The 25,984-nt window shown below is 43.8% G+C and carries 25 protein-coding genes; 12 read left to right on the plus strand and 13 right to left on the minus strand.

The features are described from left to right. Positions 1-10 precede the first annotated feature (10 nt). Genes UQW94_RS03140 through coxB form a run of 4 tightly spaced genes read right to left on the minus strand, consistent with a single transcriptional unit; the run spans position 11 to position 4,298 of the window. Positions 11-895 (minus strand): cytochrome c oxidase subunit 3, encoded by an 885-nt coding sequence (locus UQW94_RS03140; RefSeq protein WP_005375506.1) that lies wholly within the window; start codon positions 893-895, stop codon positions 11-13. Between the two features lie 51 nt (positions 896-946). Further along, complete coding sequence (locus UQW94_RS03145; RefSeq protein WP_005385211.1) at positions 947-1,486, minus strand: cytochrome c oxidase assembly protein; 540 nt, start codon at positions 1,484-1,486, stop codon at positions 947-949. 20 nt (positions 1,487-1,506) lie between these two features. Next, positions 1,507-3,138 carry a cytochrome c oxidase subunit I gene (ctaD, locus tag UQW94_RS03150; RefSeq protein WP_005375510.1) on the minus strand — a complete coding sequence of 544 codons (1,632 nt, stop codon included), beginning with the start codon at positions 3,136-3,138 and terminating at the stop codon, positions 1,507-1,509. Then, positions 3,135-4,298, minus strand: a complete 1,164-nt coding sequence (gene coxB, locus UQW94_RS03155; protein WP_005385208.1) for a cytochrome c oxidase subunit II — start codon at positions 4,296-4,298, stop codon at positions 3,135-3,137. The genes ctaD and coxB overlap by 4 nt, the downstream gene beginning before the upstream one ends. Before the next feature lie 330 nt (positions 4,299-4,628). On the opposite strand from coxB, the gene UQW94_RS03160 reads away from it, so the two are divergent. Continuing rightward, positions 4,629-6,323, plus strand: a complete 1,695-nt coding sequence (locus UQW94_RS03160; RefSeq protein ID WP_025768465.1) for a phospho-sugar mutase — start codon at positions 4,629-4,631, stop codon at positions 6,321-6,323. A gap of 99 nt (positions 6,324-6,422) precedes the next feature. On the opposite strand, the gene UQW94_RS03165 is transcribed toward UQW94_RS03160, so the two are convergent. Continuing rightward, positions 6,423-6,845 (minus strand): GNAT family N-acetyltransferase, encoded by a 423-nt coding sequence (locus UQW94_RS03165; protein ID WP_005375519.1) that lies wholly within the window; start codon positions 6,843-6,845, stop codon positions 6,423-6,425. A 79-nt stretch (positions 6,846-6,924) separates the two neighbouring features. Next, entirely contained in the window at positions 6,925-7,557 is a 633-nt protein-coding gene (locus tag UQW94_RS03170) for a LysE family translocator (RefSeq protein WP_005375522.1), read from the minus strand. Positions 7,558-7,786: 229 nt separating this feature from the next. Between UQW94_RS03170 and UQW94_RS03175 the strand changes: the two genes are divergently transcribed. From UQW94_RS03175 to UQW94_RS03185, 3 genes are all read left to right on the plus strand, one after another. Continuing rightward, a complete protein-coding gene (locus UQW94_RS03175; protein WP_005385198.1) occupies positions 7,787-8,614 on the plus strand; it encodes an AraC family transcriptional regulator in 828 nt (275 codons plus the stop codon). A gap of 79 nt (positions 8,615-8,693) precedes the next feature. Beyond that, positions 8,694-9,404 carry an AzlC family ABC transporter permease gene (locus tag UQW94_RS03180; RefSeq protein WP_054578691.1) on the plus strand — a complete coding sequence of 237 codons (711 nt, stop codon included), beginning with the start codon at positions 8,694-8,696 and terminating at the stop codon, positions 9,402-9,404. Continuing rightward, a complete protein-coding gene (locus UQW94_RS03185; protein WP_042521501.1) occupies positions 9,404-9,715 on the plus strand; it encodes an AzlD domain-containing protein in 312 nt (103 codons plus the stop codon). Before UQW94_RS03180 ends, UQW94_RS03185 begins: the two co-directional genes overlap by 1 nt. On the opposite strand, the gene UQW94_RS03190 is transcribed toward UQW94_RS03185, so the two are convergent. Further along, on the minus strand, positions 9,712-10,326 hold the full coding sequence (locus UQW94_RS03190; RefSeq protein ID WP_322141991.1) for a fumarylacetoacetate hydrolase family protein: 615 nt from the start codon (positions 10,324-10,326) through the stop codon (positions 9,712-9,714). The two genes, UQW94_RS03185 and UQW94_RS03190, sit on opposite strands and share 4 nt — an antisense overlap. A 221-nt stretch (positions 10,327-10,547) precedes the next feature. After that, positions 10,548-11,606, minus strand: a complete 1,059-nt coding sequence (locus UQW94_RS03195; RefSeq protein WP_171344125.1) for a porin — start codon at positions 11,604-11,606, stop codon at positions 10,548-10,550. Between the two features lie 609 nt (positions 11,607-12,215). On the opposite strand from UQW94_RS03195, the gene UQW94_RS03200 reads away from it, so the two are divergent. From UQW94_RS03200 to UQW94_RS03210, 3 genes are all read left to right on the plus strand, one after another. Next, positions 12,216-13,187 (plus strand): porin, encoded by a 972-nt coding sequence (locus UQW94_RS03200; protein WP_005375535.1) that lies wholly within the window; start codon positions 12,216-12,218, stop codon positions 13,185-13,187. A 464-nt stretch (positions 13,188-13,651) separates the two neighbouring features. Next, positions 13,652-14,509 (plus strand): DMT family transporter, encoded by an 858-nt coding sequence (locus tag UQW94_RS03205; protein ID WP_005375542.1) that lies wholly within the window; start codon positions 13,652-13,654, stop codon positions 14,507-14,509. 43 nt (positions 14,510-14,552) lie between these two features. After that, a complete protein-coding gene (locus tag UQW94_RS03210; RefSeq protein ID WP_005385185.1) occupies positions 14,553-15,167 on the plus strand; it encodes a glutaredoxin domain-containing protein in 615 nt (204 codons plus the stop codon). Positions 15,168-15,294: 127 nt separating this feature from the next. Here UQW94_RS03210 and UQW94_RS03215 read toward each other — a convergent pair whose 3' ends face one another. The 3 genes from UQW94_RS03215 to UQW94_RS03225 all read right to left on the minus strand — a co-directional run bounded on the left by UQW94_RS03215 (position 15,295) and on the right by UQW94_RS03225 (position 17,280). Then, a complete protein-coding gene (locus UQW94_RS03215) occupies positions 15,295-15,429 on the minus strand; it encodes a hypothetical protein (RefSeq protein WP_017635854.1) in 135 nt (44 codons plus the stop codon). Between the two features lie 133 nt (positions 15,430-15,562). Further along, entirely contained in the window at positions 15,563-15,910 is a 348-nt protein-coding gene (locus tag UQW94_RS03220; RefSeq protein ID WP_005375501.1) for a hypothetical protein, read from the minus strand. Positions 15,911-16,086: 176 nt separating this feature from the next. Beyond that, the gene (locus UQW94_RS03225; protein WP_322141992.1) at positions 16,087-17,280 is read right to left on the minus strand and encodes a multidrug effflux MFS transporter; all 1,194 of its coding nucleotides are present in this window, start codon (positions 17,278-17,280) and stop codon (positions 16,087-16,089) included. A 105-nt stretch (positions 17,281-17,385) separates the two neighbouring features. Here UQW94_RS03225 and UQW94_RS03230 point away from each other — a divergent pair, with 105 nt between their 5' ends. Both UQW94_RS03230 and UQW94_RS03235 read left to right on the plus strand, forming a co-directional pair. Beyond that, positions 17,386-18,273 (plus strand): LysR family transcriptional regulator, encoded by an 888-nt coding sequence (locus tag UQW94_RS03230; RefSeq protein ID WP_005385181.1) that lies wholly within the window; start codon positions 17,386-17,388, stop codon positions 18,271-18,273. 183 nt (positions 18,274-18,456) lie between these two features. Next, positions 18,457-20,277, plus strand: a complete 1,821-nt coding sequence (locus tag UQW94_RS03235; protein ID WP_005375494.1) for a putative bifunctional diguanylate cyclase/phosphodiesterase — start codon at positions 18,457-18,459, stop codon at positions 20,275-20,277. Between the two features lie 106 nt (positions 20,278-20,383). Here UQW94_RS03235 and UQW94_RS03240 read toward each other — a convergent pair whose 3' ends face one another. Both UQW94_RS03240 and UQW94_RS03245 read right to left on the minus strand, forming a co-directional pair. Further along, positions 20,384-21,667, minus strand: a complete 1,284-nt coding sequence (locus UQW94_RS03240) for a peptidoglycan DD-metalloendopeptidase family protein (protein ID WP_025768471.1) — start codon at positions 21,665-21,667, stop codon at positions 20,384-20,386. A 124-nt stretch (positions 21,668-21,791) separates the two neighbouring features. Continuing rightward, the gene (locus tag UQW94_RS03245) at positions 21,792-22,421 is read right to left on the minus strand and encodes a hypothetical protein (RefSeq protein ID WP_322141993.1); all 630 of its coding nucleotides are present in this window, start codon (positions 22,419-22,421) and stop codon (positions 21,792-21,794) included. 200 nt (positions 22,422-22,621) lie between these two features. Between UQW94_RS03245 and UQW94_RS03250 the strand changes: the two genes are divergently transcribed. The 3 genes from UQW94_RS03250 to UQW94_RS03260 all read left to right on the plus strand — a co-directional run bounded on the left by UQW94_RS03250 (position 22,622) and on the right by UQW94_RS03260 (position 25,668). Continuing rightward, positions 22,622-23,023 carry a GFA family protein gene (locus UQW94_RS03250; protein WP_025768472.1) on the plus strand — a complete coding sequence of 134 codons (402 nt, stop codon included), beginning with the start codon at positions 22,622-22,624 and terminating at the stop codon, positions 23,021-23,023. A gap of 153 nt (positions 23,024-23,176) precedes the next feature. Next, positions 23,177-23,848, plus strand: a complete 672-nt coding sequence (locus tag UQW94_RS03255; protein WP_005375484.1) for a YoaK family protein — start codon at positions 23,177-23,179, stop codon at positions 23,846-23,848. A gap of 455 nt (positions 23,849-24,303) precedes the next feature. Beyond that, entirely contained in the window at positions 24,304-25,668 is a 1,365-nt protein-coding gene (locus UQW94_RS03260) for a YjiH family protein (protein WP_005385171.1), read from the plus strand. The last annotated feature ends 316 nt before the right edge of the window (positions 25,669-25,984 follow it).

Below are 25,984 nucleotides of genomic sequence, written 5' to 3' on the forward strand. Positions count from 1 at the left end.
CACACTGCGCCTAAAGTACGTAAACAAACACAAACAGACATAACCAAACCACATCCACGAAATGCCAATACCAGCTGCCCGCTTGAAAGGCAAAATGGTTCTTTGGCGAAAAGTGATCTTTAGCGATTCTGAACAGCAGCACGATCAAGAAGATAGTCCCAAGACAAACGTGTAAACCGTGGAACCCCGTCAACATGAAGAACGTGTTACCGTAAATACCGGACTGCAACGTGAGCCCTATGTCTTGATAAGCATGAACATACTCAACCGCTTGGTAATATAGGAAAAAGCCAGCAAGTACGATGGTTATCTCTAACCAAACAATCAGTGCCGTTCTTTTGTCTTGTTCAAGGCTTATATGCGCCATATGTAGCGTAATAGACGACAATAGCAGCAAGATAGTATTGGTAAGGGGTATGCCCTGCCACGGCATAGCTTGTGTTGTTTCTCCCCCCGGTGTCAGTGTGAGTGGCCACATCGCTTCGAAGGTTGGCCACAGGACTTCGTTGGTCATGAAGTTATTATCTGCCCCACCTAACCAAGGCACAGAAATCATTCTGGCGTAAAACAAGGCACCAAAAAAGGCACCAAAAAACATCACTTCAGAAAAGATAAACCAGCTCATTCCTTGGCGAAAAGAACGAGTAATTTGCGAGCTGTATTTTCCACTCAGTGATTCAGTAATCACATTACTAAACCAACCAGCCAACATGTAAAGCAAGAACAAGAAGCCCACCGCTAGCACAATGCCACCAATGGTTCCCACTGCACCGCCACTTTGTGTCCCCTGGACGGTCATGCCTGCGCCAACAGCAACCAAAAACAGAGCAAATGCACCGATGATCGGCCAGCTACTTTGAGCGGGAACATAATATGTTCCTGGCTTGTTACTCATAATTTCTCTCCTTACTGACCAACCTTGGTCTGTATCTCTCTCCCTGAGTGGCTAAGAGCCTGTAGGAGGGGGAAGTTTATAGAGTGTGTAAGACAGCGTTAACGTGTGTATAGACTCCGGCAAGTCCGGTTCGATATAAAAAATCAACGGCATTTGAGCTTGCTGTTTACCATCCAGAGGCTGCTGGTTAAAACAAAAACACTCAATCTTATTGAAGTAAGCAGCTCCAGTCCCGGGAGAAACAGAAGGAACGGCTTGCCCCACCAACTTCTGCCCGCTTTCATTAAATGCAAGGTATTCGGTTTGCACGACTTCACCTGGGTGAACATCCATCGAAATCACTTTGGGTCTAAACTCCCAAGGCATATCTGGGCTGACATGCGCCATAAACTCCACGCGAACAGTTCGGCTCATGTCCGGTTGCATACCTGTCGGTTGAATGGCGGCTACTTCACTTGTCTTTCCATTGATTCCCAGTGCGTCGCACATCACGTCATAAAGTGGGACTAGTGCATAGCCGAAGCCAAACATTAACAGGGTCGCCAAAAGCAACTTCACTGTGAGCTTCTTGTTTGATGGATTCGGTTTCATGTCACTCACCCCACTCTTTGCTAGTCAATCTTAGGCGGTGTAGTAAACGTATGATGTGGCGCAGGGCTTGGCACTGTCCACTCTAAGCCTTCCGCACGTTCCCACGGTTTTGCAGAAGCCTTCTCCCCGCCACGAATACACTTGATCACCAACCACAAGAAGATCAGTTGTGACAACCCGAATGCAAACCCACCAATTGATACTATTTGATTAACATCAGCAAACTGAATGGCGTAATCCGGTATGCGTCTTGGCATGCCCGCTAAGCCTAGGAAGTGCATTGGGAAAAACAGGACATTGACGGAAATAATTGAGCACCAGAAATGCCATAAACTCAGCTTGTGGTCGTACATATTGCCCGTCCACTTAGGTAGCCAGTAGTATGCCGCTGCCATGATCGAGAATACCGCACCAGATACCAACACATAATGGAAATGGGCAACCACGAAGTAAGTGTCATGATATTGGAAATCCGCCGGCACAATCGCCAACATCAGTCCCGAGAAGCCGCCAATAGTAAAAAGCACAATAAAGGCAATGGCAAACAACATTGGCGTTTCAAATGTCAGAGCTCCACGCCACATGGTGGCAACCCAGTTAAAGACTTTAACCCCCGTTGGTACCGCAATCAGCATAGTGCAATACATAAAGAAGAGCTCAGCAAAAACTGGCATCCCCGTGGTAAACATGTGGTGCGCCCACACAAGGAAAGATAACAATGCAATGCTGCACGTCGCGTAAACCATCGAATGATAACCAAACAGCTTCTTACCACTGAAAGCAGGCAGAATAGCGGAGATGATTCCAAACGACGGTAAAATCATGATGTACACTTCTGGGTGACCAAAGAACCAAAAGATGTGTTGGAACATTACCGGGTCACCACCACCAGCTGCGTCAAAGAAGCTAGTCCCGAAATATTTGTCAGTAAGAACCATGGTCACCGCACCCGCTAGTACCGGCATAACCGCGATCAACAAGAAAGCGGTGATTAGCCAAGTCCAAACAAACATTGGTAACTTGAACCAAGTCATTCCCGGAGCTCGCATATTTACGATCGTCACGATAACGTTGATCGCGCCCATAATGGAGCTGATACCCATGATATGAACAGAGAATACAAACAGCGCAGTGCTATCCGGGCCATAAGTCGTGGACAGCGGAGCATAAAACGTCCAACCAAAATCAGGACCGCCGCCAGGTAAAAACAACGAGCTCAACAAAATAAGAAATGCAAAAGGTAAGATCCAAAAGCTCAAGTTGTTCATGCGCGGCAGCGCCATATCTGGAGCGCCGATCATCATCGGAATCATCCAGTTAGCAAGACCAGTAAATGCTGGCATCACCGCACCAAATACCATCACTAAACCGTGTACCGTGGTCATTTGATTAAAAAACTGCGGATCGACTAGCTGTAGCCCTGGCTGGAACAGTTCGGCACGAATGATCATAGCCATCGCACCACCTGTTAGAAACATCGCAAAGCTAAACCAAAGGTAGAGGGTGCCTATGTCTTTATGGCTTGTAGAATACAACCAACGAGTGATGCCCTGGGGTGCATGATGCTCGTGACCATCATCGATCGCAATGGTACTGTTCGCACTGGCTTCTGCTGGCGCAGACTTCACTGCCTTATCTATTGGCTTACTCATATTTCCTCCTTAGCACTGCCTTGTGCCTTAAAGGCATTCACATCGGATGCTTGCACTGTATCGCCAGTATCGTTGCCCCATGCATTTCGTTGATATGTGATAACCGCGCCAATTTCTTTGTCACTTAACTGATTAGAAAAAGCCTGCATTGCGGTGCCCGGGCGACCGTTGACAATAATATCTATGTGCTCTGTAACATCTCCGGTTGCAATAGGACTGCCTTTAATCGCGGGAAATGCACCCGGAATCCCCTCACCATTTGCCTGATGACACACAGCGCAACGCGCCGTGTATATCGATTCGCCTTGCGACATCAATTCGTCCATAGATAAGTCTTGAGAGAGCGCTTCTTGTGCCGCCGCTTTTTGAAGCGCGAGTTCTTCCTTCTTACTCGCTAGCCATTCATCGAACTTTTCTTCTTCCATCGCATGCACCACCACTGGCATAAATCCGTGTGCACGACCACATAGCTCCGCACACTGACCGCGATATACGCCTGGCTCATCAATTCTTGTCCATGCTTCATTGATAAAACCTGGAATGGTGTCTTTCTTGACGGCAAAGTCTGGTACCCACCAAGAGTGAATGACATCATCAGAAGTCATCAAAAAACGCACTTTGCGATTCACAGGCAACACCAAAGGGTTGTCTACTTCCAGTAAGTAATGTGCGCCTTTAGCTTCGATTCCATCAATTTGTTTTTGGCTGGTGGCAAGCAAACTAAAAAACTCAACATCTTCGCCAAAATAGCTGTAATGCCATTTCCATTGCGAGCCTGTGATCTTGACCGTGATATCCGATTGGCTTGTGTCTTCCATTGCTACTAGAGTTTTTGTTGCGGGAATCGCCATAGCGACAAGAATGATGATGGGTATGACCGTCCAAATAATTTCCACTTTTGTACTTTCATGGAAATGTGCGGCAACTGCTCCTTTTGACTTGCGATGACGGAAGATGGAATAGAACATCACACCAAAAACAATCAAAGCAATTACACAGCAGATATAGAAAATCAGCATATGTAATTCATACACTTGCCCACTTATCTCTGTGACCCCTTTTGTCATGTTGTAGTCATTTTCCTTTGACCAACCAAAAGAGGAAAATGTGATTAAAATCACATTCAGTGATAAGGCTAGAGTAGTCGTTAATCTTTTCAAAAGATCTCTCCTCTGCTCAGCCGCTACGCCTACGCGAGCTTCCTTGCGTCCCGATGCAAATATCGAACAACTTTACGAAAAATCACAAAAACTACGATTTCGACACGGTTTGTTATATTTATGTTAAAAGGCTAGTTATAGTTCCAAGGTTCTTCAAGAAATTAAATATGATTAAATTTTGTTCGGATAAGAAAAATTAATTCGGTTTATCGATTGCCCTCTTTGAAATGTAATTGAGAACCATTTACATTGATTTAAAAGAAAACATTGAGATACTTACCAAACGAAGTGTCCAAGAAAGTAGGCTCCCCCTACTAAGGAATGACTGATATGACAGCACTAATTACGCAATGGCTAGAACGAGACCCTGACCCTAAGACTCGTGAAGAGCTACAACACCTCGTCGATACGAACAATGAACAAGAGCTTACTGATCGCTTTGGCTCACGCCTTGCCTTTGGTACTGCAGGCTTACGTGGCAAAGTGGGCGCAGGTCCAAACCGAATGAACCGCTTGGTGATTCAAGAGACCGCCACTGGTTTAGGGAACTATTTGCTTGAGCAAGTCAAAGATGCCGCGAGTCGTGGTGTCGTTATTGGCTACGACGGTCGTCCCGATTCAAAACAATTCGCGCATGATACCGCATCCGTACTGACGGCCCTTGGTATCAAGGTTTACCTAACGTATGACGTTGCAGCAACCCCAATTGTTGCGTTTGGTGTCCGTACATTGAATGCTGCGGCCGCTGTTGTTGTTACTGCCAGCCACAATCCACCAGAATACAATGGCTTCAAAGTATATTGGGAAAATGGCGCACAGATTATTCCTCCACACGACTCTGGAATCGCAGCGAAAATTGATGACGCAACAACGAAGCCATTACCTTTAATGTCTCTCGATGATGCAAAACAGCACGGTTTGTTAGTTTGGTTGGAAGACGACTACTACCAAACTTACCGTAAGACAATGAATGAAAACGCGCTGCTTACTCCTGACAACAATACCGATATATCTATTGCTTACACCGCAATGCATGGCGTTGGCGCGAATATGGCGGAAACGCTACTTGCCGACGCAGGCTTCCAAAAAGTGGCAAGTGTTAAGGAACAACGCGAACCTGATGGAAGCTTCCCAACCGTCAACTTCCCAAACCCTGAAGAAGCCGGTGCAATGGATATGGTGATGGCATTAGGTAAGTCCGTAGATGCCGATATCGCTTGCGCGAACGACCCAGATGCGGACCGTTTTGCCGTGGCAGTTAAACGCCCAGATGGCGAGTATCAAATGCTAACGGGTGATCAGGTGGGCTCACTGTTTGGCGATTACTTGTTGGAACAGCAACCTAACGCTTTGGTTGGCAACACCATCGTATCCTCAAGAATGCTGAGCAGCATCGCTAAGGCGCATGGCGCACAATACTATCAAACATTAACTGGCTTTAAATGGCTTACTAACGTTGCCATGGAACAAGAGACAGAAACCAACCCATTCTTGTTTGCTTATGAGGAAGCGCTCGGTTATACCGTGGGTAACAAGGTGTGGGATAAAGATGGTTTATCTGCAATCGTCGCGTTTTCACAGCTAACAGGCAAGCTTAAAGCGCAAGGTAAAACACTGTGGGATAAACTGGAAGAGCTGTACCGCGAGCACGGTTTCTACTTCAACGCGCAACGCAGCATTGCTCTCGACCCGAACTCTCCACCAATCGGCGACAAACTCCGAGCAAATCCACCAACAGAGATTGCTGGTAAAAAAGTTGCAGTAACCGAAGATCTAAAAACATCGGTTCGCATGTTTGACGACGGCTCTGAAGAATCCATTGACTTACCGGCAAGTGACGTATTGATTTATCACCTAGAAGATCAATCACGCGTGATTGTTCGTCCTTCTGGTACTGAGCCAAAACTAAAATGTTACTACGAAGTCATCAACCTCTTCCCTGCGGATATGAGCTATGAACAAGCACAGCAAGCAGCAGAAGCGAAGATGAACGAACTTATCGACGCGCACCAGCAAAGTTTGTAAGTCAAAGAGAAACATAGATATTTGATACAACAAGAGGCGCAAATTCGCGCCTCTTTTTTTGATTTTAACGAGAACAAGTCAAGCTAACCCGTGCTTTCCCTAGCCTACAATTTCCTTTTGTAGAAAGTACTTGTGGATCCCCTCTGCAGGATAGCCTGAGTACTGCCCCACTTTCTCAAAACCCAATTTGAGATAGAACTCAAGAGCTTGAAAGCTGTAGGTATCCAAATAAACATGGGTAACCCCATGAGGCTTTACTTTTTGTTCTAGCATCGACATTAATTGGCTACCGAGACCAGAGGTTCGACTTTCAGCGTCTACCCACAAAAACTCAACAAATACCGTATTTTTAAACATTTCGCCAGTCAAGCCACCCATGATCTTGCCATTCTCATCTTTTGCGAAACAGCCTACAGCATGCACTTCCCCTTCAGGTAAATGCAGTCGGTTATAAGATCGAATACCTTCACGAACAAAATCAAGGTCTGTTTGATCTGGATTTAAACAAAATTCAAGCTTCATATACCCTCTCCTTAGGAAACACCAATATCCTAAAACAAAAAGCCAGCAATTGCTGGCTTTCTGATGGAATATGATAACTTTACAAGGCGAAACTACTCAGCATCCACAACGCCAGAATAACAAACACTAACCCCATTAGTTTATGTTGATACGTGCGGAATTTTTCGTTCTCGAGCAGCCCTTTGCCCAATGTGCCTGCTAACCCAACAAGTAATAAATTGAATGACAAGCCAAGAACGTTCAACAATAACCCTAGCGCTAGCATCTGCTCACCAGAAGATGCCGTGATATTGCTTGAGACAAACTGCGGCAAAAACATCACAAAAAAGACTAAGGCTTTAGGGTTGAGCAAATTACTCATCAAAGCACGTTGATAATAAGTTGATGCCATTTTGTTTTGACCATCAAGCTCTGGAGCCGAAGATGCCTCAGCTCGTAAGCAGTCCCAACCCATTTTTAACAAGTAAGCGCCACCTAGTAGATGAAGGACTTTAAGGGCTATTGGGCTCATGGCAATCAGGGTAGATACGCCCATCGCAGCAAGCAAAGTAAGAATAACACCAGACGTCGCATTGCCTAAGCTAGCAAAAAGACCGACCTTCTTACCGTAACTCATACTTGAGCTCGCTATCAGCAACATATCGGGCCCTGGTAACAGCAACAAAGCCACTACTGCGGTGAGATAAACAGGAAGTACAGATAAATCAATCATGATGGAACCGCTTTTCTACAACAAGGCGGCGAATGTTATACCAACAAAATGACATCATCCAGCCCAAAATAGCCAAGATAACTCAAAAAATAAAAATCATAGTTTGCCCATATGAGAAATAGCAATCAATTCGCCTGTTTATCAAAATCGAATAGCAATTTTGTACAAAAATAAGCACGATGGATCCGTTACACTTCTAAAATGATTTTCTTGAGCAGACCGGATAAAGATGAAAGAAAAGAATAAGGAAATCGCTACCTTCAAGATAGCTCAAGAGCTCGGAGGTTTAGAGCTTCTCGATGCAAAGTATGAGAAGCAGAATTTTTCACGCCATAGCCACGAAGGTTACACTATTGGTGTCATCGAAAAAGGGGCACAACAATTTTTTAGGACGGGCGGGAATCATATCGCGCCACAGGACAGCATCATCCTTGTTAATGCAGATGAAGTACACAACGGGCATTCAGCCTCGGAAGGCGGCTGGGAATACAAAGCAATGTACCCCGTACCTCAGCAGTTTCAAACTTTAGGACAAGAGCTTGGTTCACCAAATGTAGCTCTGCCCTATTTCCCTCAACCTGTGGTTTACGATCCTGAGCTGGCTAGTCAGTTACGATTGGTATTTGAAACACTAGAAAAATCAGACAACCGTTTATTGAGAGAAACTTTGGTTTACGGCACGTTGATCAAGCTAGCCAGTAAACACAGCACTCATCGGGCACCACTGAAAGAATCAACCAGAGCTCAACGACAAGTGCAGCTAGTCAGAGAATTTTTGGAAGACTTTCCACAAACGGACGTCTCACTAGAAGAACTCGCGAAACTGTCTGGATTAAGCCCTTTTCATCTGCTGAGAGAGTTTCAAAAGCAATTTGGCTTTCCGCCTCATGCCTATCAAATTCAGCAACGTTTACGTATGGCGAAGAAGCTATTAAAAATGGGACAAAAAATTTCAGACGTGGCACAAGAATGTGGCTTCCATGATCAGAGCCATCTGCATCGACACTTTAAAAAAGCCATGGGCGTCACTCCCGGCCAATACGTCCGTCACAGCTAAAGCAGCAATATTGTACAAGGCGTTATGCGACTACCGAGCTATCTTGGTAATCTGATTTAGGAATAAATAAGAAGAAACTATGGACCACACTTTGCCGTTACAAAAAGAATCAAAAGCCACGCTATTTTGGCAAGGTACACTTGCGATGATGCCTCTGAGTATCGCAGTGCTCCCTTGGGGCTTACTCGCAGGCTCATTCGCAATTGATACTGGGCTTCACCCTTTGGAAGGACAAGCACTATCCGCCATTTTGTTCGCAGGTTCTGCACAGCTCGTCGCGATGGGAATGATTAAAACGGGAGCAGGTCTAGTGACCATGTTACTGACAACGTTTTTTATCACCTCTCGACACTTCCTCTACAGTGTATCGATGCGCAGTAAAATTGCACCGCTCCCTCTAAAATGGCGATTATCACTCGGCTTCTTACTTACTGACGAGCTGTTTGCGATTGTAGGACACCATTCCGATAAACAATTTAATCGCTGGTATGCACTTGGGGCTGGTCTGAGTTTTTACCTGTTTTGGAATGTCGCGACATTGACGGGCATTATTGCGGGAAGTCTAATCCCTGAACTGAACGAAATGGGTTTGGAATTTGCTGTGGCCGCAACTTTTATCGCAATTGTAGTTCCGACTATTAAAAATGCAGCGGTGCTCGCGAGTGTTCTTGTGGCTTTGGTGAGCTCGGTTGCCCTAACCTATTATCAAATTGAGGGAAGTTTGATGATTTCGAGCATTTTAGCCATGCTTACTGGTTACTTTGTGGAACAAGTAAAGGAGAAACGCTAATGATCATGTTGGCTATTTTACTGATGACGGTACTTGTTTTCACCAGCCGCTACTTGTTTTTAGAACCCAAGCTGCCATTGCGATTAGGGACGCGCACTCAAAAAGTACTCAATTACGCTAGCCCCGCAGTACTGACTGCGATCTGGGCACCTATCGTTTTCATTCCCGATGGGGAGCTCAGCGTCAATGTGCAAAACCCATTTTTACTGGCTGCCGTACTGGCTTCTTTAATCGCTTATTTTACTAAAAATGTTCTTTTAACGACGGTTATCAGTATGGTGGTATTTCTCATTCTGCGAATTTGGCTTTAATCCGCCAACCACTCAATCTCCAACAAGGTGACATCGCCACACTTTAATCGACCAAGGAAGATGTCACCTTCATGTACCTCACCAACGCCCTTTGGTGTACCAGTCATCACTACATCGCCATCTTGAAGTGTTGTGTAACTGGTTAATTCATCCAGGATAGTTAGCGGCGGATAGAGCATTTGGTTAACGTGACCTTTTTGTACACGAACACAGTTAATTAAGAGCTCAAGGTTAAGGTCATTGATATCAATGTTATCCAAAGAGACAAACCGACTAAACACAGCAGAGCCATCAAATGCCTTAGCTCGCTCCCACGGCAACCCCTGATTTTTAAGCGAGGATTGCAAACCACGCTTGGTCAGATCCAATCCCAAACCAACCGCTGAATAACGTCCATCCTTGACCAAAAAGCAGATTTCAGCCTCATAATGAAGGGGCTCTTGATGGAATGAACGCAGAGTTGTTGATACGGAAGTTGCGGGTTTATTAAATACCACCATTTGCTCAGGCATTGCATTATTAAGCTCATGAATATGTTCAACGTAATTTCGTCCAACACAAAGCACTTTACCCACTTCTACTTTCTTTTCTTCAACTTGAATAACACTCATCATTCTTCCCTGCAAAACAAAAATCCCATCATAATCTAACCTATTGACTTAACGACACTAAATAGCAACCTCTAGTGTGAAAAATAAGACATTCACCCCGTTTTGAGTTTTGTATCATCTAATTGAAACAGCAAAGTATTTGTAAAACAAATAGACAAAAAAGCCAGCACGAGGCTGGCTTTAGATCAATGAGCTTGAATAATAGTTCTCGCTAAACCCTATTATAGGTAGTAACGAGCACCTAACGCCCATTTGTCATCAGTTTCACGACCATTGTCGTCATTTAGGTCAAATTGGTAACCCGCGTAACCAACAAATTTAGGCGTGAAGTTGTATTCTGCTTGTAGTGCCATTTCTTCACGAGCAGTTTCTGTTTTAGAGCTCTTAAACTCTTTACCTTCCACCATCTCATAGTTAACACTCAAGTTTAGGCTGTTTGCTAGAGCGTATGCGATGATCGCTTCGTACGCATCACTTTCTTCTAAACGGTCACCTTTTACACTGAAGTTCATGTTTTCGTTTGAACCATAAACTGCAGCAAGGAATAGGCCTTGGCCGTACGCACCGTAAGATGCTGATACAACGTGTGATTCCGCCGTGTGCTTACCTGCATATGCAGGGTGCTGGAAATCGCCGCCATTGTAAGAGTAACCGATTTTAGCGCCCATGATTGAGTAAGAAAGCGCAGCTTGCACACGGTCATCATATTTAGCACCGCCAGTTATAACTCCAGCATCGTTGCGCGTGTAATCATCGTTTGCACCCTGCCAACCAAGACCAAAGTTGATCACACCCGCTTCACCCAGCTCGATGGCATTACGGTAAGAAAGCATTTTATCCGCACGGCCAGTGCCAAGGTTTCCATGATCGTCATAGATGAAGTCGTTTGCAAACGCGATTGGCATATCTGCAATACCTGCGACATCGTAGTAAGGTGACCATTGCGTACCACCTACTGCACGACCATAAACCTCATGCGTTACACCTAAGTAACCTAGACGAGTTTTAAACGACTCTTCACCACCGTCTAAGTAGTTTAGCGCCCATTCACCACGTGCATCTGCGGTGAAGCCATTACCCAAATCCTGTGTCGCAGAGATATTGATACGAGGAGAGTTAGTACCCACATCCGTGTCACCTTGCTCTGATCCATTTAAATTAACAGAAACGTGGCCGCCCATCGAAAATGTTGTGCCATCGTTATTATATAGTTCCACTGCAACTGCTTGAGTACCGAAGGTTGCTGCCGCGATTGCCGCTGCTAATAATTTTTTATTCATTTCTAAATCCATTACTTATTAGTTGGTTAGTCAGTTTTAGACCCGGCTTTGGTTCACTTTCGCAAAAACGAAATGATGAACAAAGAGAGGAATACAAAGGCTATCCGAGGCATCGTTTCCACCAGATTACTTTTACCTTTGTGTAACAACTGCCGACACTTTATTTGATTAGTTCCTGACAACCGAGTGAAAAGATCTCAGACAAAACCTAAAAAGCAATCGTTTACTTAGCCTTTAAGAAATCGAGAAATAAAAACCTTACAATAAGAAATGCTTTAGAGAGAGTTAGCTCACAAATAGCTGATGATTCGCTATTTTTAGGCCAAACTTCCCTGCCAAATTGAAATGTGTACTTACATTTAGGGTCAAGAAGCAATTCAGGAACTTTTTGAAAAAAACACAGTCTTTAACGGAGAGGAAAAAACCTCAAAAAAGATAAACCTTTCTTTTTATAAGTGGTATGAGAAGGGGCACTTATTCTTGCCAGCAATAAAAGTGCAATCAAATCATAACTTAACAGAAATCTATCTTTCATTTTCAGCATTTACCTTAGCGTCATCAACACATCGGGCAAGAAAGCCCATCGATTACAACTAGGGTAATAAGAAAATGAAAAAGGCAGCACTAACTACTGCAATTCTTACAGCATTGGTATCAGCACCATCATTCGCAGCAACTGTATACAAAAACGACGGTACTGAATTAAAAGTTGGCGGCCGCGTTGAGTTTCGTGGTGACTTCATCGGTTCAGACGGTGCTGAAGTTGAAGGTTCTATGGAAGATAAAAGCCGTGCTCGTCTTAACCTAAAAGGTAAAACAGACATCGGCAACGGCCTTTCTGCTTTCGGTGTTTACGAAGCCGAACAAAAAACGGGCAAGAGTGAATTCAAAAACCGCTACATGTATGCAGGCGTCGACTCTGATATCGGTGCTTTCTCTGTAGGTCGTCAAGACATGGCTGCAGTCATCATCTCTGACATGACGGATATCACTGAATTCTCTGGTGTTCAGCAAGTTATTGATTCGTCTTCTGATAAGCAAGACAGCGTTTTCGCATACCGTGGGGCGTTTGATGCACTACAACTTCAAGCAACCTACCAAGCAAACTCTAGCGATAACGAAGATAAATACGGCATCTCTGGAATGTACTCACTACCAATGGGCCTCGACTTTGGTCTTGCATACTCTGGTGGCGATGTAGATAAAGATAACTCTGAAGATCAAATTCTAGGTGGTATCGCTTACTCGATGGACAACCTTTACCTAGCAGGTACTTATTCTCAAGGTTCCCTGACTGACTCTGAAGACTTTACGGCTTACGAGCTAGTCGCAAGCTACAAAGTAGCAAGCAAAGTGACGCTTGCAGCTCTATACACAGCTCAAGAGAATGATCCAGACAACGGTTCAAAGTACGACACCGTTGAAGGTATCGAGCTTGTTGGTTACTACAAACTAAACAGCAACTTCCGTACTTACCTGTCTTACTACATCAACCAACTTGATGAAGCAAAAGATGCAACAACAGGTTTAGTAACAGAAGGCGAAGATACACTGCGCCTAGGCGTACGTTACGATTTCTAATTCACTCTTGTCCTAAGAGCGAGTCCACTTGGCCAGCACCTTTGCTGGCCATTTTTTATGTAACCCAACACAACTCGATAAGTTTTCACACTATCGAAGCATCGCTCAGCAATGAAAAACGACCGTAACGACGCCTACTTCTGCCCTCTTTTAATGCGATTGATCACTAAGTTAGTGCGTTTCATCTAATCGACAACATAGAAAAACCAAAAAACCATTTAAAATCAAATATATAAAAGTTGGCACGTGTTCTGCAATATTATTTATGCAAATGCATGGCAGCGTTTGTGCTTCTCGTTCTTTGTACCTGTTATAACAGGCACGTCCTTTGAATTGGTAATGTCGCCTCCCTCTGGGAGGCATTTTTTTATTGGCGCGAAAAACAATAGGACGTATGATCCCGCCACCTCTATCAAACTGGAATTTTTCAATTGAATCATCATCCTGTTCAAGGTGCGTCCTGGATGCTAACAGCTGGCTTGGCATTCGCCATAGTGAACAGCTTCGCCCAAATTGCTAGCATCAACTTTGGTGTCTCCTCCACCACATTTGCGTTATTCCAATATGCAATCGCCTTATTTGTTATTCTGCCCTACCTACGTACACTTGGGATTAGACGTTCTTTAAGAACCCAACACTTTGGCTGGCATGCATTCCGCATTTTTCTCTCTGTTATCGGGATTCAACTTTGGTTATGGGCTCTCGCTTACCCAGTTCCAATTTGGCAAGGCATTGCACTTCTCATGACCTCTCCATTATTTGCCACAGTTGGTTCTGGCTTGTTACTCAAAGAAAAAGTAGGTACTGCACGCTGGCTCGCTACATTGACGGGGTTTGTTGGTGCCATGATCATTCTTGAGCCTTGGGCAGACTCATTTACATGGGCGACCCTGCTCCCTGTTGGCGCCGCATTTTTCTGGGCAGCGTATTCATTAATGGTTAAAAAAATGTCGGTAAACGATCCGCCTTCAACCATGGTCGTCTATTTGTTACTGCTGATAACGCCATTTAATATCTTGTTAGCGATACCGACGTTTACTATGCCAGATACGTGGACGATATGGGGTGTGCTTTTAGCCGCAGGTGCACTTACAGCACTCGCTCAATGGGCTATCGTTAAAGCATATGCAGTAGCAGACGCCTCATTTGTGCAACCATTTGATCACGCCAAACTGCCTTTGAATGTTGTTGCTGGTTGGTTGGTGTTTGGTTGGGTGCCACCTGGTCGTTTATGGTTAGGTGCTGCGATTATTATTGCATCTATTGCGTTTATTACGCATTGGGAAGCGAAAAAGACAAAGTTAGTTGAAAGAAAAATCTAATTTAAAAGTTCTATATTTTCAGGAAAGGAAATGAGGAACCCATATGAGTCAACCAATCAAAATTACACTGTATCGCTGGGCTGGTAGTTGGGGCCCATTCAAAGTCAATATTCCTTGTGGTGAATGTACATTAACCAAGGATATTTTAAAGGATACTTTTGAAAACGAACTAGCCGATGTGCCCGTTGAACTTGAAGTAAAAGATTGGTTATCGCACTGGTGGGAACCATTAAAAGCTGGTGCTTGGCATGCACCCATTCTTCTTGTCGAAGGGAAAGTTATCAGCCAAGGAGAAGCATTGAATCGGGGTGTGCTTGTACAGTCTGTTATTGCTGAGTGGGTAAAACGCGATGAGCTAAAAGGCAACATTGTTTATGGTAAAGCAACTTGCCCTTACTGTGTCAAAGCCAAACAATTACTTGACGAGGCTGGCGTTCAGTATGAGTACCATGATGTAGTTAAAGACAGCGCCGCCTTATACCGCATGATTCCTGAAGTAAAAGCCATCATTGGCGAAAAAACACCGGTAACAGTGCCGCAAATCTGGTTAGATGGAAAATATATTGGAGGCGCTGACGATTTAGAAAAGTGGTTATCAGCAAAGGGGCTAGATAAAGTGCCTAACAATGTTGTGGAGATACCAAGCCAATCCGCGTAATTCTAGATTTAAATGTCATCAGTCTTTGAGTAGCGTTTTGCCAATGTTGTGCAATATGTTGGCTACTTACTAACAACAAAACAGAGAAAAGCAAAAAGCCCTGATTTTTCAATCAGGGCTTTTTAAATTATTTCGCCAGTTTTTTAATAACACGAGCAAAAACAGAAGCTTTTTTCTTCTTCGCTTTACCGTAAAGCGCTTTGTGCATCGCGTCTTTTGCAATCATCTGGCCAATATAAGCACCACCAAGTTCGTTACCCATGACCTTCTCCTGAATGTATTGACTTAACTATGTTGTAATTTTACACCACAATTAGATAAAAACAAGACTCCAGTCACATTTATTTTGTAATTAACTTTCAGTTTGATTTTCGTGGATTTCTTGAAATGAGCGTCTATCGCTTAGGTTGTTGGTATGTTTTTCCCGCTGCGACGTACGTATCTTTCTGTTTGATTTCAAAGAATGTTTCAAAGAACCACGCAGCAAACTTGATCAAGTGATCGCCTTCATTCATGACGTGCTCTACGTATTCTTGCTCTTCTCCGGACTCATCTTCTTGAGTGGTAATATGGTAAATACGTTTCTCACCATCAACTTCTGCAAGGCCAAACTGACCCGTTAGGGATTGCGCCGCTTGTGCAACTTCTTCTTCCTCACACGCCTTCAAGATTTCAAGTGCCTTTGGCATGCTTTCTTGCTGAGTAATTTCTTTTACCAGTGTTTCAAATTCGTTTTGTTGCATTCTTTCACCTAACGATTAGAGATCGGATAGCCATTGGGCAGAAATGTATTCCAAGCTTGAGAGAAGTATCAAGGTTTGCCCTCTTCCTTTCAAACCAAGTCATTCAGTATACACAACAAGCCAGACTTAATTTAGCTGCGCATTTTAGAAAGCCGACCTTCTGGTTGCAAGTATATTCAGATGGAAGTTTCTGCTTGAACCGTCCCTTCTGGCACTTTACGAAATTGGCTTAGTACAAGAACAAAGCAAGAAAGTAACGCAATAAACAAATAAAACACCCCAAGCTGCTGCTGATTCGTAACCCATGAGTCTACTAAGTACCCACCAAACAAACCTGCTAAACACATTTGAATAGAACCAGATAGCGCAGAAACCGCGCCTGCCTGTTGCTTATGTGGTGAAAGTAGCAAACTGATCGATACCGGGAATGACATTCCTTGAGCAAAACTTAAACACGTGAATGCCACTAGTAATGAAAATACACTGAAGGGTGTAACCAACAACATGAAGCCAGCAATAGCAACAATCGCGAAACTCATCAGCAAGATTTGCTGAGCTTTGTAACGAGCGTTGATCAAATTCAGCACTAAGCTACCCGTCAGCAAACCAACTGATGGTATGATCATTAAAGAGCCGTAATCTGCCGCCGTTAATCCTAACTCTTGTTGCATTAAAAATGGATACAAGGAGAGCGTAACCAGAGCCGATAAATAACTAAGCCAGTTGTAGCTCGCACTACCAATCACTTGTGTATTCGTTAACAGACGCAAATAGTTCGCGCTTACTTCGCCTACTTTAAATTTTCTCTTCGGATAAGGCAGCGTTTCTGGCAGCACCAATAAACCAAGTGTAAAAATTGCCATTAAGTAAATCAGCACAAACACGAAGACAGCATGCCAACTCAGGTGAAAAGCAATCCAGCCACCAAACAGCGGAGCAATAATTGGCATCACTGAAGCAGTGACTGAAATATAAGATAGCGCTTTGGTTAATTGCATACCGTCATAACTATCACGCAGTACTGACCGACCAAGTACCGAAGCGCTGCCCGCTCCTAGGCCTTGCAGTAACCGTCCCGCTTCAAGGGCAACAATGTTGTCCGAAAACGCGATGCAAATAACCGTACCAACTAGATATACACTTTGCCCCAGAATAAACACCGGCCGACGACCAATCGCATCAGACAATGGGCCGTAAAAAAGCTGAGAGATACCGAAGCCAACGAGAAACAGCGTGACGAGATTCTGAATCGAATCTTGCGGCAAATTCAAGTCATGACCAATCAATGGCAAAGAAGGAAGATAAATACTAACGCCAACTTGGCCTGTGGCAATGATCATCATCGCTAATAACAATGGTGTTTTACGCAAACGTTCCTCCTACTTTGTGACAGATTGATGGCAAACAGTGTATATTTGATACTCAAAGATGATAATCAGCTAAGTTGGAAAGGAATTAATTCCCAAGGAGATACAATGGACTGGATTCAAAGCGTGAAGAGTTATATTCGTGTGGTCGAAGAAGGTAGCTTTAATGCAGCAGCGCGGAAACTCAATACCACCAGCTCAGCTATCAGTAAGCGAGTTCAATGGCTAGAAGATAAAATTGGCGTTCAACTACTCAAACGTACGACCCGCTCAATTAGCCAAACTGAAGCTGGTGCGCTGTTTTATCAACGAGCAAAAAGTCAGCTTGATTCATGGCAATCGGTATTAGATGAAACTCGCTCAGTCAACCAATCACCAGCAGGGCTATTAAAAATTGGGGCAACGCTGGCCGTTGGTTCTAAATTTCTAGTTCATTATCTTGATGATTTTCTTGAGAAATATCCAGACATCACACTTCAATTAACAACAACGCTACCAGGCCAATTGCCAGAGCTAAGCTTAGACCTGTTTATTAGCCGGGAATTAGAGCAACTGAACTCTCTAAGTTTCAAAGCCACAGCGCTTTTCGAACATAAAGCACAGTTTTACGCCGCGCCTAGTTACCTAAAAAAATATGGAACACCGCAATGCGTTGAGGATCTGACAGAGCATAATGTCCTGATTTGGGGTGAAAAGCCCTCACGAGAAATCAAAACAAATCGAGGTAAGCGTATCAGCTTGTCCGGTAACTTTGCCACGACCAACCCAGAAGCGCTGTTTCATGGTGCCAAAAGAGGCATGGGTATTTTGATGACGAACAACGTCATGATCAAAGATGATCTCAAATCCGGCGCGTTAGTCCCTATCCTGCCCGATATCACAGCGGATAAAGCCATTGTATATGCCTACTATCCAAAGCTGGATTATCAGCATACCCGGACTAAGCTATTCCTCGATTATCTCAAATCACGATTAGAAGAGGAGAAGCGCACCTAGCTTAGCGTTTTTATGCTTGAATCTTTAAAAGGTTCAAGCATAAAAACATGAAAATAATGATTTGTTCGTTCACAAAATTTGAAAAATCTGCCTTAGTAACCGATAGTTTATTTGATGCATATCAAATAATAATTCGTCGTGTCTTACACGATATGTTAATAACAACGCTAGGTGAAATGCTCAATGGGTCAGGTACAAATCAGTTTCCACAAAATTGATGAGATATTGAAGCTAAACGGCACGGCTCAGCTAAACCGGGTCACGCTAGATATTCATCAACACTTGCAGAGCCATTGCACTTGCGTCGTAGAAGTTGCGCATCTTCAGCATTCGGCTCATACCATTTCCTTCGCCAGCAATGGAAAAATTACAGACAACCTAAGCTACCACCTTTCAGGCACCCCCTGTGAAAAAGTGGCGAAAGACATTGGCGAACATATTTTCTATCAAGACCAGGTATACAAGCGTTTTCCTGAAGATCAGATGTTTCAAGAAGATGGCATTCAAGCTTACATTGGCCTGCCATTGAAGACACAAAATGGCGAAGTTCTGGGAATTTTACTGTCTACCTTTACCCGAAGCATCCACGCGAAAGAAGCGCAAGATATCCTCGACTTCCACCGATTTTATGCCAATGTCATTATTCATAGCTTACGTGAAAAGTGGGTCAGTGAACGTTCAGATAAGCTTCTTAATCAGCTTAGCTATGAGGTATCGCATGATAACCTAACTGGACTGCTCAACCGTAGCTGTTTAGCTGATACCTTGGAGACATTAACGCAGCAGGCGACTCGCCCATTCAGTTTGGCGTATCTTGATATCGATAATTTCAAATCGATCAATGATATCAACGGAAACTATATCGGCGACCAAATCATTAAGTTCACAGCTAACGCCATTCAACAGAGCTTGTCGTCGCCAAACAATGCGTTCCGTGTTGCAGGAGATGAATTCGCCTTCATCACGTACGACGAAGATCCTGTCGCCGTGTGTCAGGAAGTACTCGACAAAATTGAAAGCGGCTACAGCGACAAATCTAACCGGATTTCTTTCACCGTTAGTATTGGTATTGCGCGTGCCCCAGTACATATGTTGAACAGCGATGAGCTGATTTTGAATGCCAGTCTCGCTCTCAAAGATTGTAAAAAACACCGCGATACACGGATTCAGCATTACGACACACACCTTAGTGCTTTATACCACCGTAGGACACAGCTTATTGAGGCAATGCGAATCCAGCTAAGTACTGATATACAAGACAGCGATGAGTTGTATGTAGTGGTTCAACCGATCGTCGATATCACGAGCGACCGCTGGAATTACTTTGAAATTTTGACTCGTTGGAATAGCAATATCTATGGAAATATCTCTCCAGCGGAGTTCATTGAAGCTGCCGAACAATCAGGCCTGATTATCGAGTTAGGTGAACGGATTATTGAACTCGCGTGTATCGCAAAGCAAGAACTCGAAGCGAACCTAGGCTATAAAGTCAAACTCTCCATCAATTGCTCAGCGTATGAGCTGGTTGATTCCAACCGTTATATTAATCACTTAACCAACATGGTTGAAAAGTATCAGCACGAAGCAAAAGACTTTGTTATAGAGCTCACCGAGACCGTCTTACTCTCACAAAGTGGCCGTGAACAGATGGTACTTAACTCGTTGCGATACTTGGGTTTTAAAGTCGCACTGGATGATTTTGGTACGGGATACTCAAGCTTGAACTATATACACAATTATCCGATTGATAGCATCAAAATCGATGCTACCTTTGTGCAGAACATGCTCTCAAATACAACCTCTGAACAAGTAGTGTTTTTGATAGCGCAATTGGCAGAGCTGCTTGATGTGGATTTGATTGCCGAAGGCGTAGAAGACGATAGAGCACTACAAAAGTTAATTGAAATGGGCTGCCACTACATCCAAGGTTATTTTTACTCTCGTCCACACAGTGTTGAAGAAATCGTACACCTGATAAATGAACGTGAAGTGCGGAGTGCCTAACGTACTGAACAGACTGCTGTCATAGAATTCAAATCTAGTTAATGCACAAAGTAAAAGAGACCAAGCTATGCTTAGTCTCTTTTTGTTTTTTGAGCGAAGTACTTTATTACAGCACTGCTTTCTCTTTATCGCGTAATAGTCTATCCATTTCATCTCTGTTCGCGACAAAAGTAGCCATCTCTTTCTTAGGAACAGAACTCGCCATTGGGATATTTGCTCGCATAGCGTTAACTGGACGGCCGTATTCAATCAACTCATAGTGAAGGTGTGGCCCAGTCACTCGACCTGTTTTACCAGAAAGACCGATACGCTGGCCTCGAGAAACCTTTTGCCCTTTCTTCACCAAAATCTTACTTAGGTGTAAGTAACGGGTTTTGTATTTGCTGCCGTGCTCAACAACCACGTAGTTACCCGCATAAGGGTGTTTACGAGTCATGATCACTGTACCATCACCAGTAGAAACGACTGGTGTACCGGTTGGTACAGCAAAGTCAGTGCCGTTGTGCGGCGCAACACGCCCCGTTACTGGATGTAAACGATTAGGGTTGAAGCCAGAACTGATACGCCAACGACTACTTACAGGGTAACGCTGGAATGCGCGCTGTAAGCTTTCACCTTTGGCATTGTAGAATTGACCATCAGTATGAAGGTAAGCGGTGATCTCGCGGCCGCGATTATAAATCTTAATCGCCTCAATTTCGTTCTTACCTGTTGGTACACCATTGATGCTTTGTGAGCGACGAACAACTTCAAATCGATCACCTGCACGAAGATCACGTCCAAAGTTAAGTTGTTCTTTGAGTAAGCTTACGACTTGACTCACTTCCGCCGACGTTAAACCTAAACGACTCGCAGAAGAAGAAAAACTGCCTTGAATAACGCCAACTAAAGGTTCTTGGCTCCACACGCCAGGAATGGAAATATCAGTAAAGTCATAGCTACCATCACTATTCAGCTTGTAGACCACTTTATCTGCAATAGAAAATTGCAGTTCCATTTTCGCTAACTCGCCTGTCGCATCATCACGCCAGAAACGGAGCGTATTGCCCGGCTTAAGTGTATCAAGTGCCAAGTAGTTCAAATCCGTTTCCATTACTTTCATTAACGAGCTGTAACCGAAACCGAGCTGACTAAAAATAGTGCTTAGGTTGTCACCTGCTTGGATTTGATATTCGAAGTTCGGGGGAGTGACAACTTCGGCAGTTGTCGCATCAAGAATTTTTTCAACGACCTGAGATTCAGGTAGGTTCAATGCGATGGTTTTGGTTAAAGATGACTCTTTGAGAGAGTGAGAAACACCAATCGCAACTAAAACTGGCAAGGAGTATAACAGCAGCGCTCTACGACTTGTCAGATTCGGCAACCGTCTTGTAATTTCATTTGTAGACACGGGAATTACTATCTCCTTTCAAACAAGGCTCATAGCTTATGCATTCCCGAATAAGAAATCACTAGGAAATTTCGAGATCTAGCGCAGAAAACACTGAATTTTTACAGAACTCAAAAAAAATTCATCACTGTTGCATATGTAAGTTATTCCCTACACGCTGTAATGTGGATGAATTGAATTGATTTGGCGTGTCTGCCATTGCTTGATCGTCACCGTGCGCTAAATATGAAAGCGTGATAGTTGTATCACTTTTCCATTCGAGCTGAGTAAATTTCACGCGGTCACCAACAAAAATACTGTCGAAAAGGACAACTCGGCTCGGCACGGGGTCAAACTTGAACAAGCCAACATAGTTAAACGAACCGCTACCTTGTGTCGTTACAATCATCGGTGCAACAACCCATGAAACACCTTCAATCTCACGCTGACTAATCGACGCAGTTGGAACAAGTACCTGACCTTTTGTCGCACCTGCATCATAGTCACCTATCAAATAGCCGTTTTCTTTATCCCACTCATCAAGAAAAGTGACCGCACCCTGCTCGGGGACTTGGATCGTCCAAGGGTTACGTGCAGTGATGCCAAGCGTCTCTTGCACAATAACGTTAGTTTCTACTTCTGTTTGAGGAAACTTAGCCATGATCTCGTCATCAGACAAACTAAAACGATAAACACCTGCGATCACAACCACAACTAATAAAACGATTGGAATAAGTAGAATAAGTGGTATCGGCAGGATTTTTTTGTGAGTCATGAAGACTTCCTTGTTTCAAGGTATAAACGAAAAGCGAGTATACCATTGTATACCCAAATGATTTCACCTCTTCAAGTGTTTCAAAATTAAACTAAACTGATTGTATCCAAAAAGTTTCAAGTCCAGAGCTCATAACGAGCTAGTGACACAAGCTCTGTGCTCTAGGTCTATTGGTGTATTGGGACAAATAGGTAATCACGATGACAAAAACCATTCATACATGCGAGTGCGCCTGCGGTTTAGTTGAGATCCGTTGTAAGGGAGAGCCCACCCACACGTCTGTCTGCCATTGCTTCGAATGCCAAAAACGAACTGGCAGTGTTTTTGGGGTACAAGCTCGCTTTGAAAAAGAGCATGTCACTTTAAACGGTGAAGTCACTAGCTATACCCGAATTGGCGATGATGGCAGTGAGGTTCAGTATGACTTTTGTCCATCCTGCGGCACGACAATGAGGTTGTTCGTTGCTGCATACCCAGAAATCATGATCATTCCCGTCGGTCTATTTACCGATAAAGAGTTCCACCAACCTACCGTTTCAGTCTATGAACAAATGAAACACGGGTGGGTGAGTTTCGAATGCACAACGGAACACATCTGCTAGCGAGCAATCCTCGTTCACGTATTTACTTTGGCTCGGACAAACGCCCTATAAGTGAGATTTTTTTGAGAATGATCAATCGAGTTTTACTGTAAAGGGTTTCGTAACTCGGTGTGAGCGTTATAATCGGCTCCTAATATTTGGTGGGGGTTTATTGTGATTTCCAGACTTCCTCGTTGGGTGGAATATGGCGCGTTTCTACTAGCTCTTCTCGCGGGCTGCGTCAACGCCGTTGGTCTTCTCGGCTTTCAACACCAAGCGATAACTCATCTTTCGGGAACCGTAACTCAGCTAGGGAACAGCTTGCTAACAGGTGTGGATAGCTCCATTCACCTGCTCTTCATCGTATTTAGCTTTTTGATTGGCGCTGCCTTTAGCGGCTTTTTTATTGAAAGCAGTGCGTTAAAACTAGGGCGAAGATATGGTGTTGCACTGTGCATAGAAGGGAGCTTGCTCTTACTCAGCTTGGGCTTTTTGGTGCAAGGGGATTTGTACGGCCAATATCTAGCATCAGCAGCATGTGGATTACAAAACGCAATGATCACCACGTTTAGCGGCGCAGTAGTCAGAACCACACATATGACCGGAATCATCACCGATCTAGGGATTATGATTGGAGAGAGCTTGAGAGGTCGTCAATTTGACCGACGTAAAGCAAAATTATTCCTATTCATTTTCTTTGGCTTTTTGTTTGGCGGCGTCGCGGGAGCGGCTCTATTTACGGTATATGGTTTATATACGCTGGTTTTCCCAGCAATATTGGCTTTTTCTACAGCTCTGATTTACTGGAGTTACCTATACATACTTAGCCGTCAACAAAAAGCATAAAATTTCGATCCGATTGAAGCGACATACTTCAATCGGATTTGGCTCAATAGGTTCACACTGCAACGGTACAAGAAACGCTGAACGGCATTTTGACACTGCTAAAAACCTTAGAATAGATAAGGCTAACTGAATTTCTGGCTAAGAAGTTAGTCAGATCAAAATCACATTTGTTTACCATTTTATTATTCCAGTCACAATGCGCCCCATAATTGACTGCGCAATTCGCCTCTCGTGCTACAATTTTCTAACACAAGCAACATATTCGCATACACTTAGACGTAATTTGACCAATTACCCGACAAATCGGCTGAATAACTAGATGTATTTAATGAATAGTATTGCAATGGATGCAGTTTGCGGGTACCCTCCGCAAAACTGTGATTAAATACGGATGTTTAGTGAATATTTATGTCATGGAAATGGCAAGTATTGACTAGTAGTAACACGAGACAACTATGCATAACACCACTAATGCTACTGAAGCTCCTAAGGGCAACTTTTGGATGTTTTTCATCCCTTCCCTAATTGGTCTTCTACTCTTTATGGCTCCGATCTCTTACGATGGCGGCCTAACCATTCCCGTTGCAGTGATGGCAAAAGTCATCCCAGCGGTGTTAGGCGATACCTTGATTGCTATCGTCACCAGTATCATCGCTTTCATGGCCGTTGCTTCTGTTCTTTGCAAAATTTTTAAGCCAGCTGCAATTTTACGTAATGGTTTTTTAAACGGTCTCTTCAACCCATCTCCACTTTGGCTCGTTGTTCGTTTAATCGGCGGCGCTGCCGTGTTAATGACGTTTTTCCAAGTGGGTCCAAAAGCAATTTGGGAAGAGAACACTGGCGGGCTTGTTCTTACTGGTCTCCTACCTACTCTGTTTGCCGTTTTCATTTTCGCGGGTTTACTGCTTCCGCTTCTTTTGAACTTCGGTCTTCTGGAGCTATTTGGTGCGTTACTCAGTAAAATAATGCGTCCGGTATTCAACCTACCTGGCCGCAGTGCAATTGACTGTATGGCATCTTGGTTAGGCGACGGAAGTGTTGGTATCTTGCTAACCAGCAAGCAATACGAAAATAAGTTCTATACTCAGCGTGAAGCGGCTGTTGTCGGGACCACTTTCTCAGCAGTATCGATCACGTTTAGCTTAGTTGTTATCGCTCAGGTAAAACTAGAGCACTTATTTTTGCCTTTCTACGGCGCTATCTGTCTAGCTGGTATCGTAGCTGCGATTGTCATTCCTCGCCTGCCTCCGCTTAGTCTGAAGAAAGATCGCTACATTGACGGCAGCAACCCTGATAAAGACGCAGATGCAGTGCCAGAAGGCCACACCACATTCTCTTGGGGTATGGATCTAGCTCTTAAGCGTGCTGGTCAAGTCACATCGGTTCAGTCTGTATTTAAAGAAGGCGTACACAACGCAGTCGACATGGTATTTGGCGTATTACCTGTAGTGATGGGTCTTGGTACCGTTGCATTGGTGATTGCAGAATACACACCTGTATTTGCAATTCTGGGTCAACCGTTTATCCCATACCTAGAGCTACTGCAAGTCCCTGAAGCTGTTGCAGCATCACAGACAATCGTTGTTGGCTTTGCGGATATGTTTATTCCAGCAATTTTAGCGGCCTCAATCGATAACGAAATGACACGTTTTGTTATTGCAGCAATGTCAGTAACTCAGCTTATCTACATGTCGGAAGTAGGTGCCCTACTGTTAGGCAGCAAAATTCCAGTAAACATTGTAGAGCTCTTCGTAATTTTCATTTTACGTACGTTAATCACGTTACCTGTGATTGCTGGCGTTGCTCATCTTATTTTCTAAAATCGAGACGTCAATTAACAAAGGCTCCGCATCGTCGGGGCCTTTTTTATACCTAAAACTCCGTCCACATTAGGCTTTTAGTAAAAAGCTCATAATTTACAAAGACAAAACTTCAACAAAACACCTTTCAGCACCAACAAAATTTTCATCACCTCACCTGTAAAGCCAGTTAATGCCACTGTTTGTTAAGCAATTCTTTTCATTATGACGATTTCATTAATTGAGCTCGCAAACATGATCACACTCACAAGTTTTAACGTAAATTGTCGGTTTGTTTAAATTTAGTTAAAAAAGACGACAAATGAGTTCATGTTTT

This window comes from Vibrio sp. PBL-C16 (assembly GCF_034321865.1).
GTDB lineage: Bacteria > Pseudomonadota > Gammaproteobacteria > Enterobacterales > Vibrionaceae > Vibrio > Vibrio alginolyticus.

Coding starts and splice junctions, on each gene's coding strand:
- UQW94_RS03140 (WP_005375506.1), bottom strand. CDS start 895: ATGAGTAACAAGCCAGGAACATATTATGTTCCCGCTCAAAGTAGCTGG.
- UQW94_RS03145 (WP_005385211.1), bottom strand. CDS start 1,486: ATGAAACCGAATCCATCAAACAAGAAGCTCACAGTGAAGTTGCTTTTG.
- ctaD (WP_005375510.1), bottom strand. CDS start 3,138: ATGAGTAAGCCAATAGATAAGGCAGTGAAGTCTGCGCCAGCAGAAGCC.
- UQW94_RS03160 (WP_025768465.1), top strand. CDS start 4,629: ATGACAGCACTAATTACGCAATGGCTAGAACGAGACCCTGACCCTAAG.
- UQW94_RS03165 (WP_005375519.1), bottom strand. CDS start 6,845: ATGAAGCTTGAATTTTGTTTAAATCCAGATCAAACAGACCTTGATTTT.
- UQW94_RS03170 (WP_005375522.1), bottom strand. CDS start 7,557: ATGATTGATTTATCTGTACTTCCTGTTTATCTCACCGCAGTAGTGGCT.
- UQW94_RS03175 (WP_005385198.1), top strand. CDS start 7,787: ATGAAAGAAAAGAATAAGGAAATCGCTACCTTCAAGATAGCTCAAGAG.
- UQW94_RS03180 (WP_054578691.1), top strand. CDS start 8,694: ATGGACCACACTTTGCCGTTACAAAAAGAATCAAAAGCCACGCTATTT.
- UQW94_RS03185 (WP_042521501.1), top strand. CDS start 9,404: ATGATCATGTTGGCTATTTTACTGATGACGGTACTTGTTTTCACCAGC.
- UQW94_RS03190 (WP_322141991.1), bottom strand. CDS start 10,326: ATGAGTGTTATTCAAGTTGAAGAAAAGAAAGTAGAAGTGGGTAAAGTG.
- UQW94_RS03195 (WP_171344125.1), bottom strand. CDS start 11,606: ATGAATAAAAAATTATTAGCAGCGGCAATCGCGGCAGCAACCTTCGGT.
- UQW94_RS03200 (WP_005375535.1), top strand. CDS start 12,216: ATGAAAAAGGCAGCACTAACTACTGCAATTCTTACAGCATTGGTATCA.
- UQW94_RS03205 (WP_005375542.1), top strand. CDS start 13,652: ATGCTAACAGCTGGCTTGGCATTCGCCATAGTGAACAGCTTCGCCCAA.
- UQW94_RS03210 (WP_005385185.1), top strand. CDS start 14,553: ATGAGTCAACCAATCAAAATTACACTGTATCGCTGGGCTGGTAGTTGG.
- UQW94_RS03215 (WP_017635854.1), bottom strand. CDS start 15,429: ATGGGTAACGAACTTGGTGGTGCTTATATTGGCCAGATGATTGCAAAA.
- UQW94_RS03220 (WP_005375501.1), bottom strand. CDS start 15,910: ATGCAACAAAACGAATTTGAAACACTGGTAAAAGAAATTACTCAGCAA.
- UQW94_RS03230 (WP_005385181.1), top strand. CDS start 17,386: ATGGACTGGATTCAAAGCGTGAAGAGTTATATTCGTGTGGTCGAAGAA.
- UQW94_RS03235 (WP_005375494.1), top strand. CDS start 18,457: ATGGGTCAGGTACAAATCAGTTTCCACAAAATTGATGAGATATTGAAG.
- UQW94_RS03245 (WP_322141993.1), bottom strand. CDS start 22,421: ATGACTCACAAAAAAATCCTGCCGATACCACTTATTCTACTTATTCCA.
- UQW94_RS03250 (WP_025768472.1), top strand. CDS start 22,622: ATGACAAAAACCATTCATACATGCGAGTGCGCCTGCGGTTTAGTTGAG.
- UQW94_RS03260 (WP_005385171.1), top strand. CDS start 24,304: ATGCATAACACCACTAATGCTACTGAAGCTCCTAAGGGCAACTTTTGG.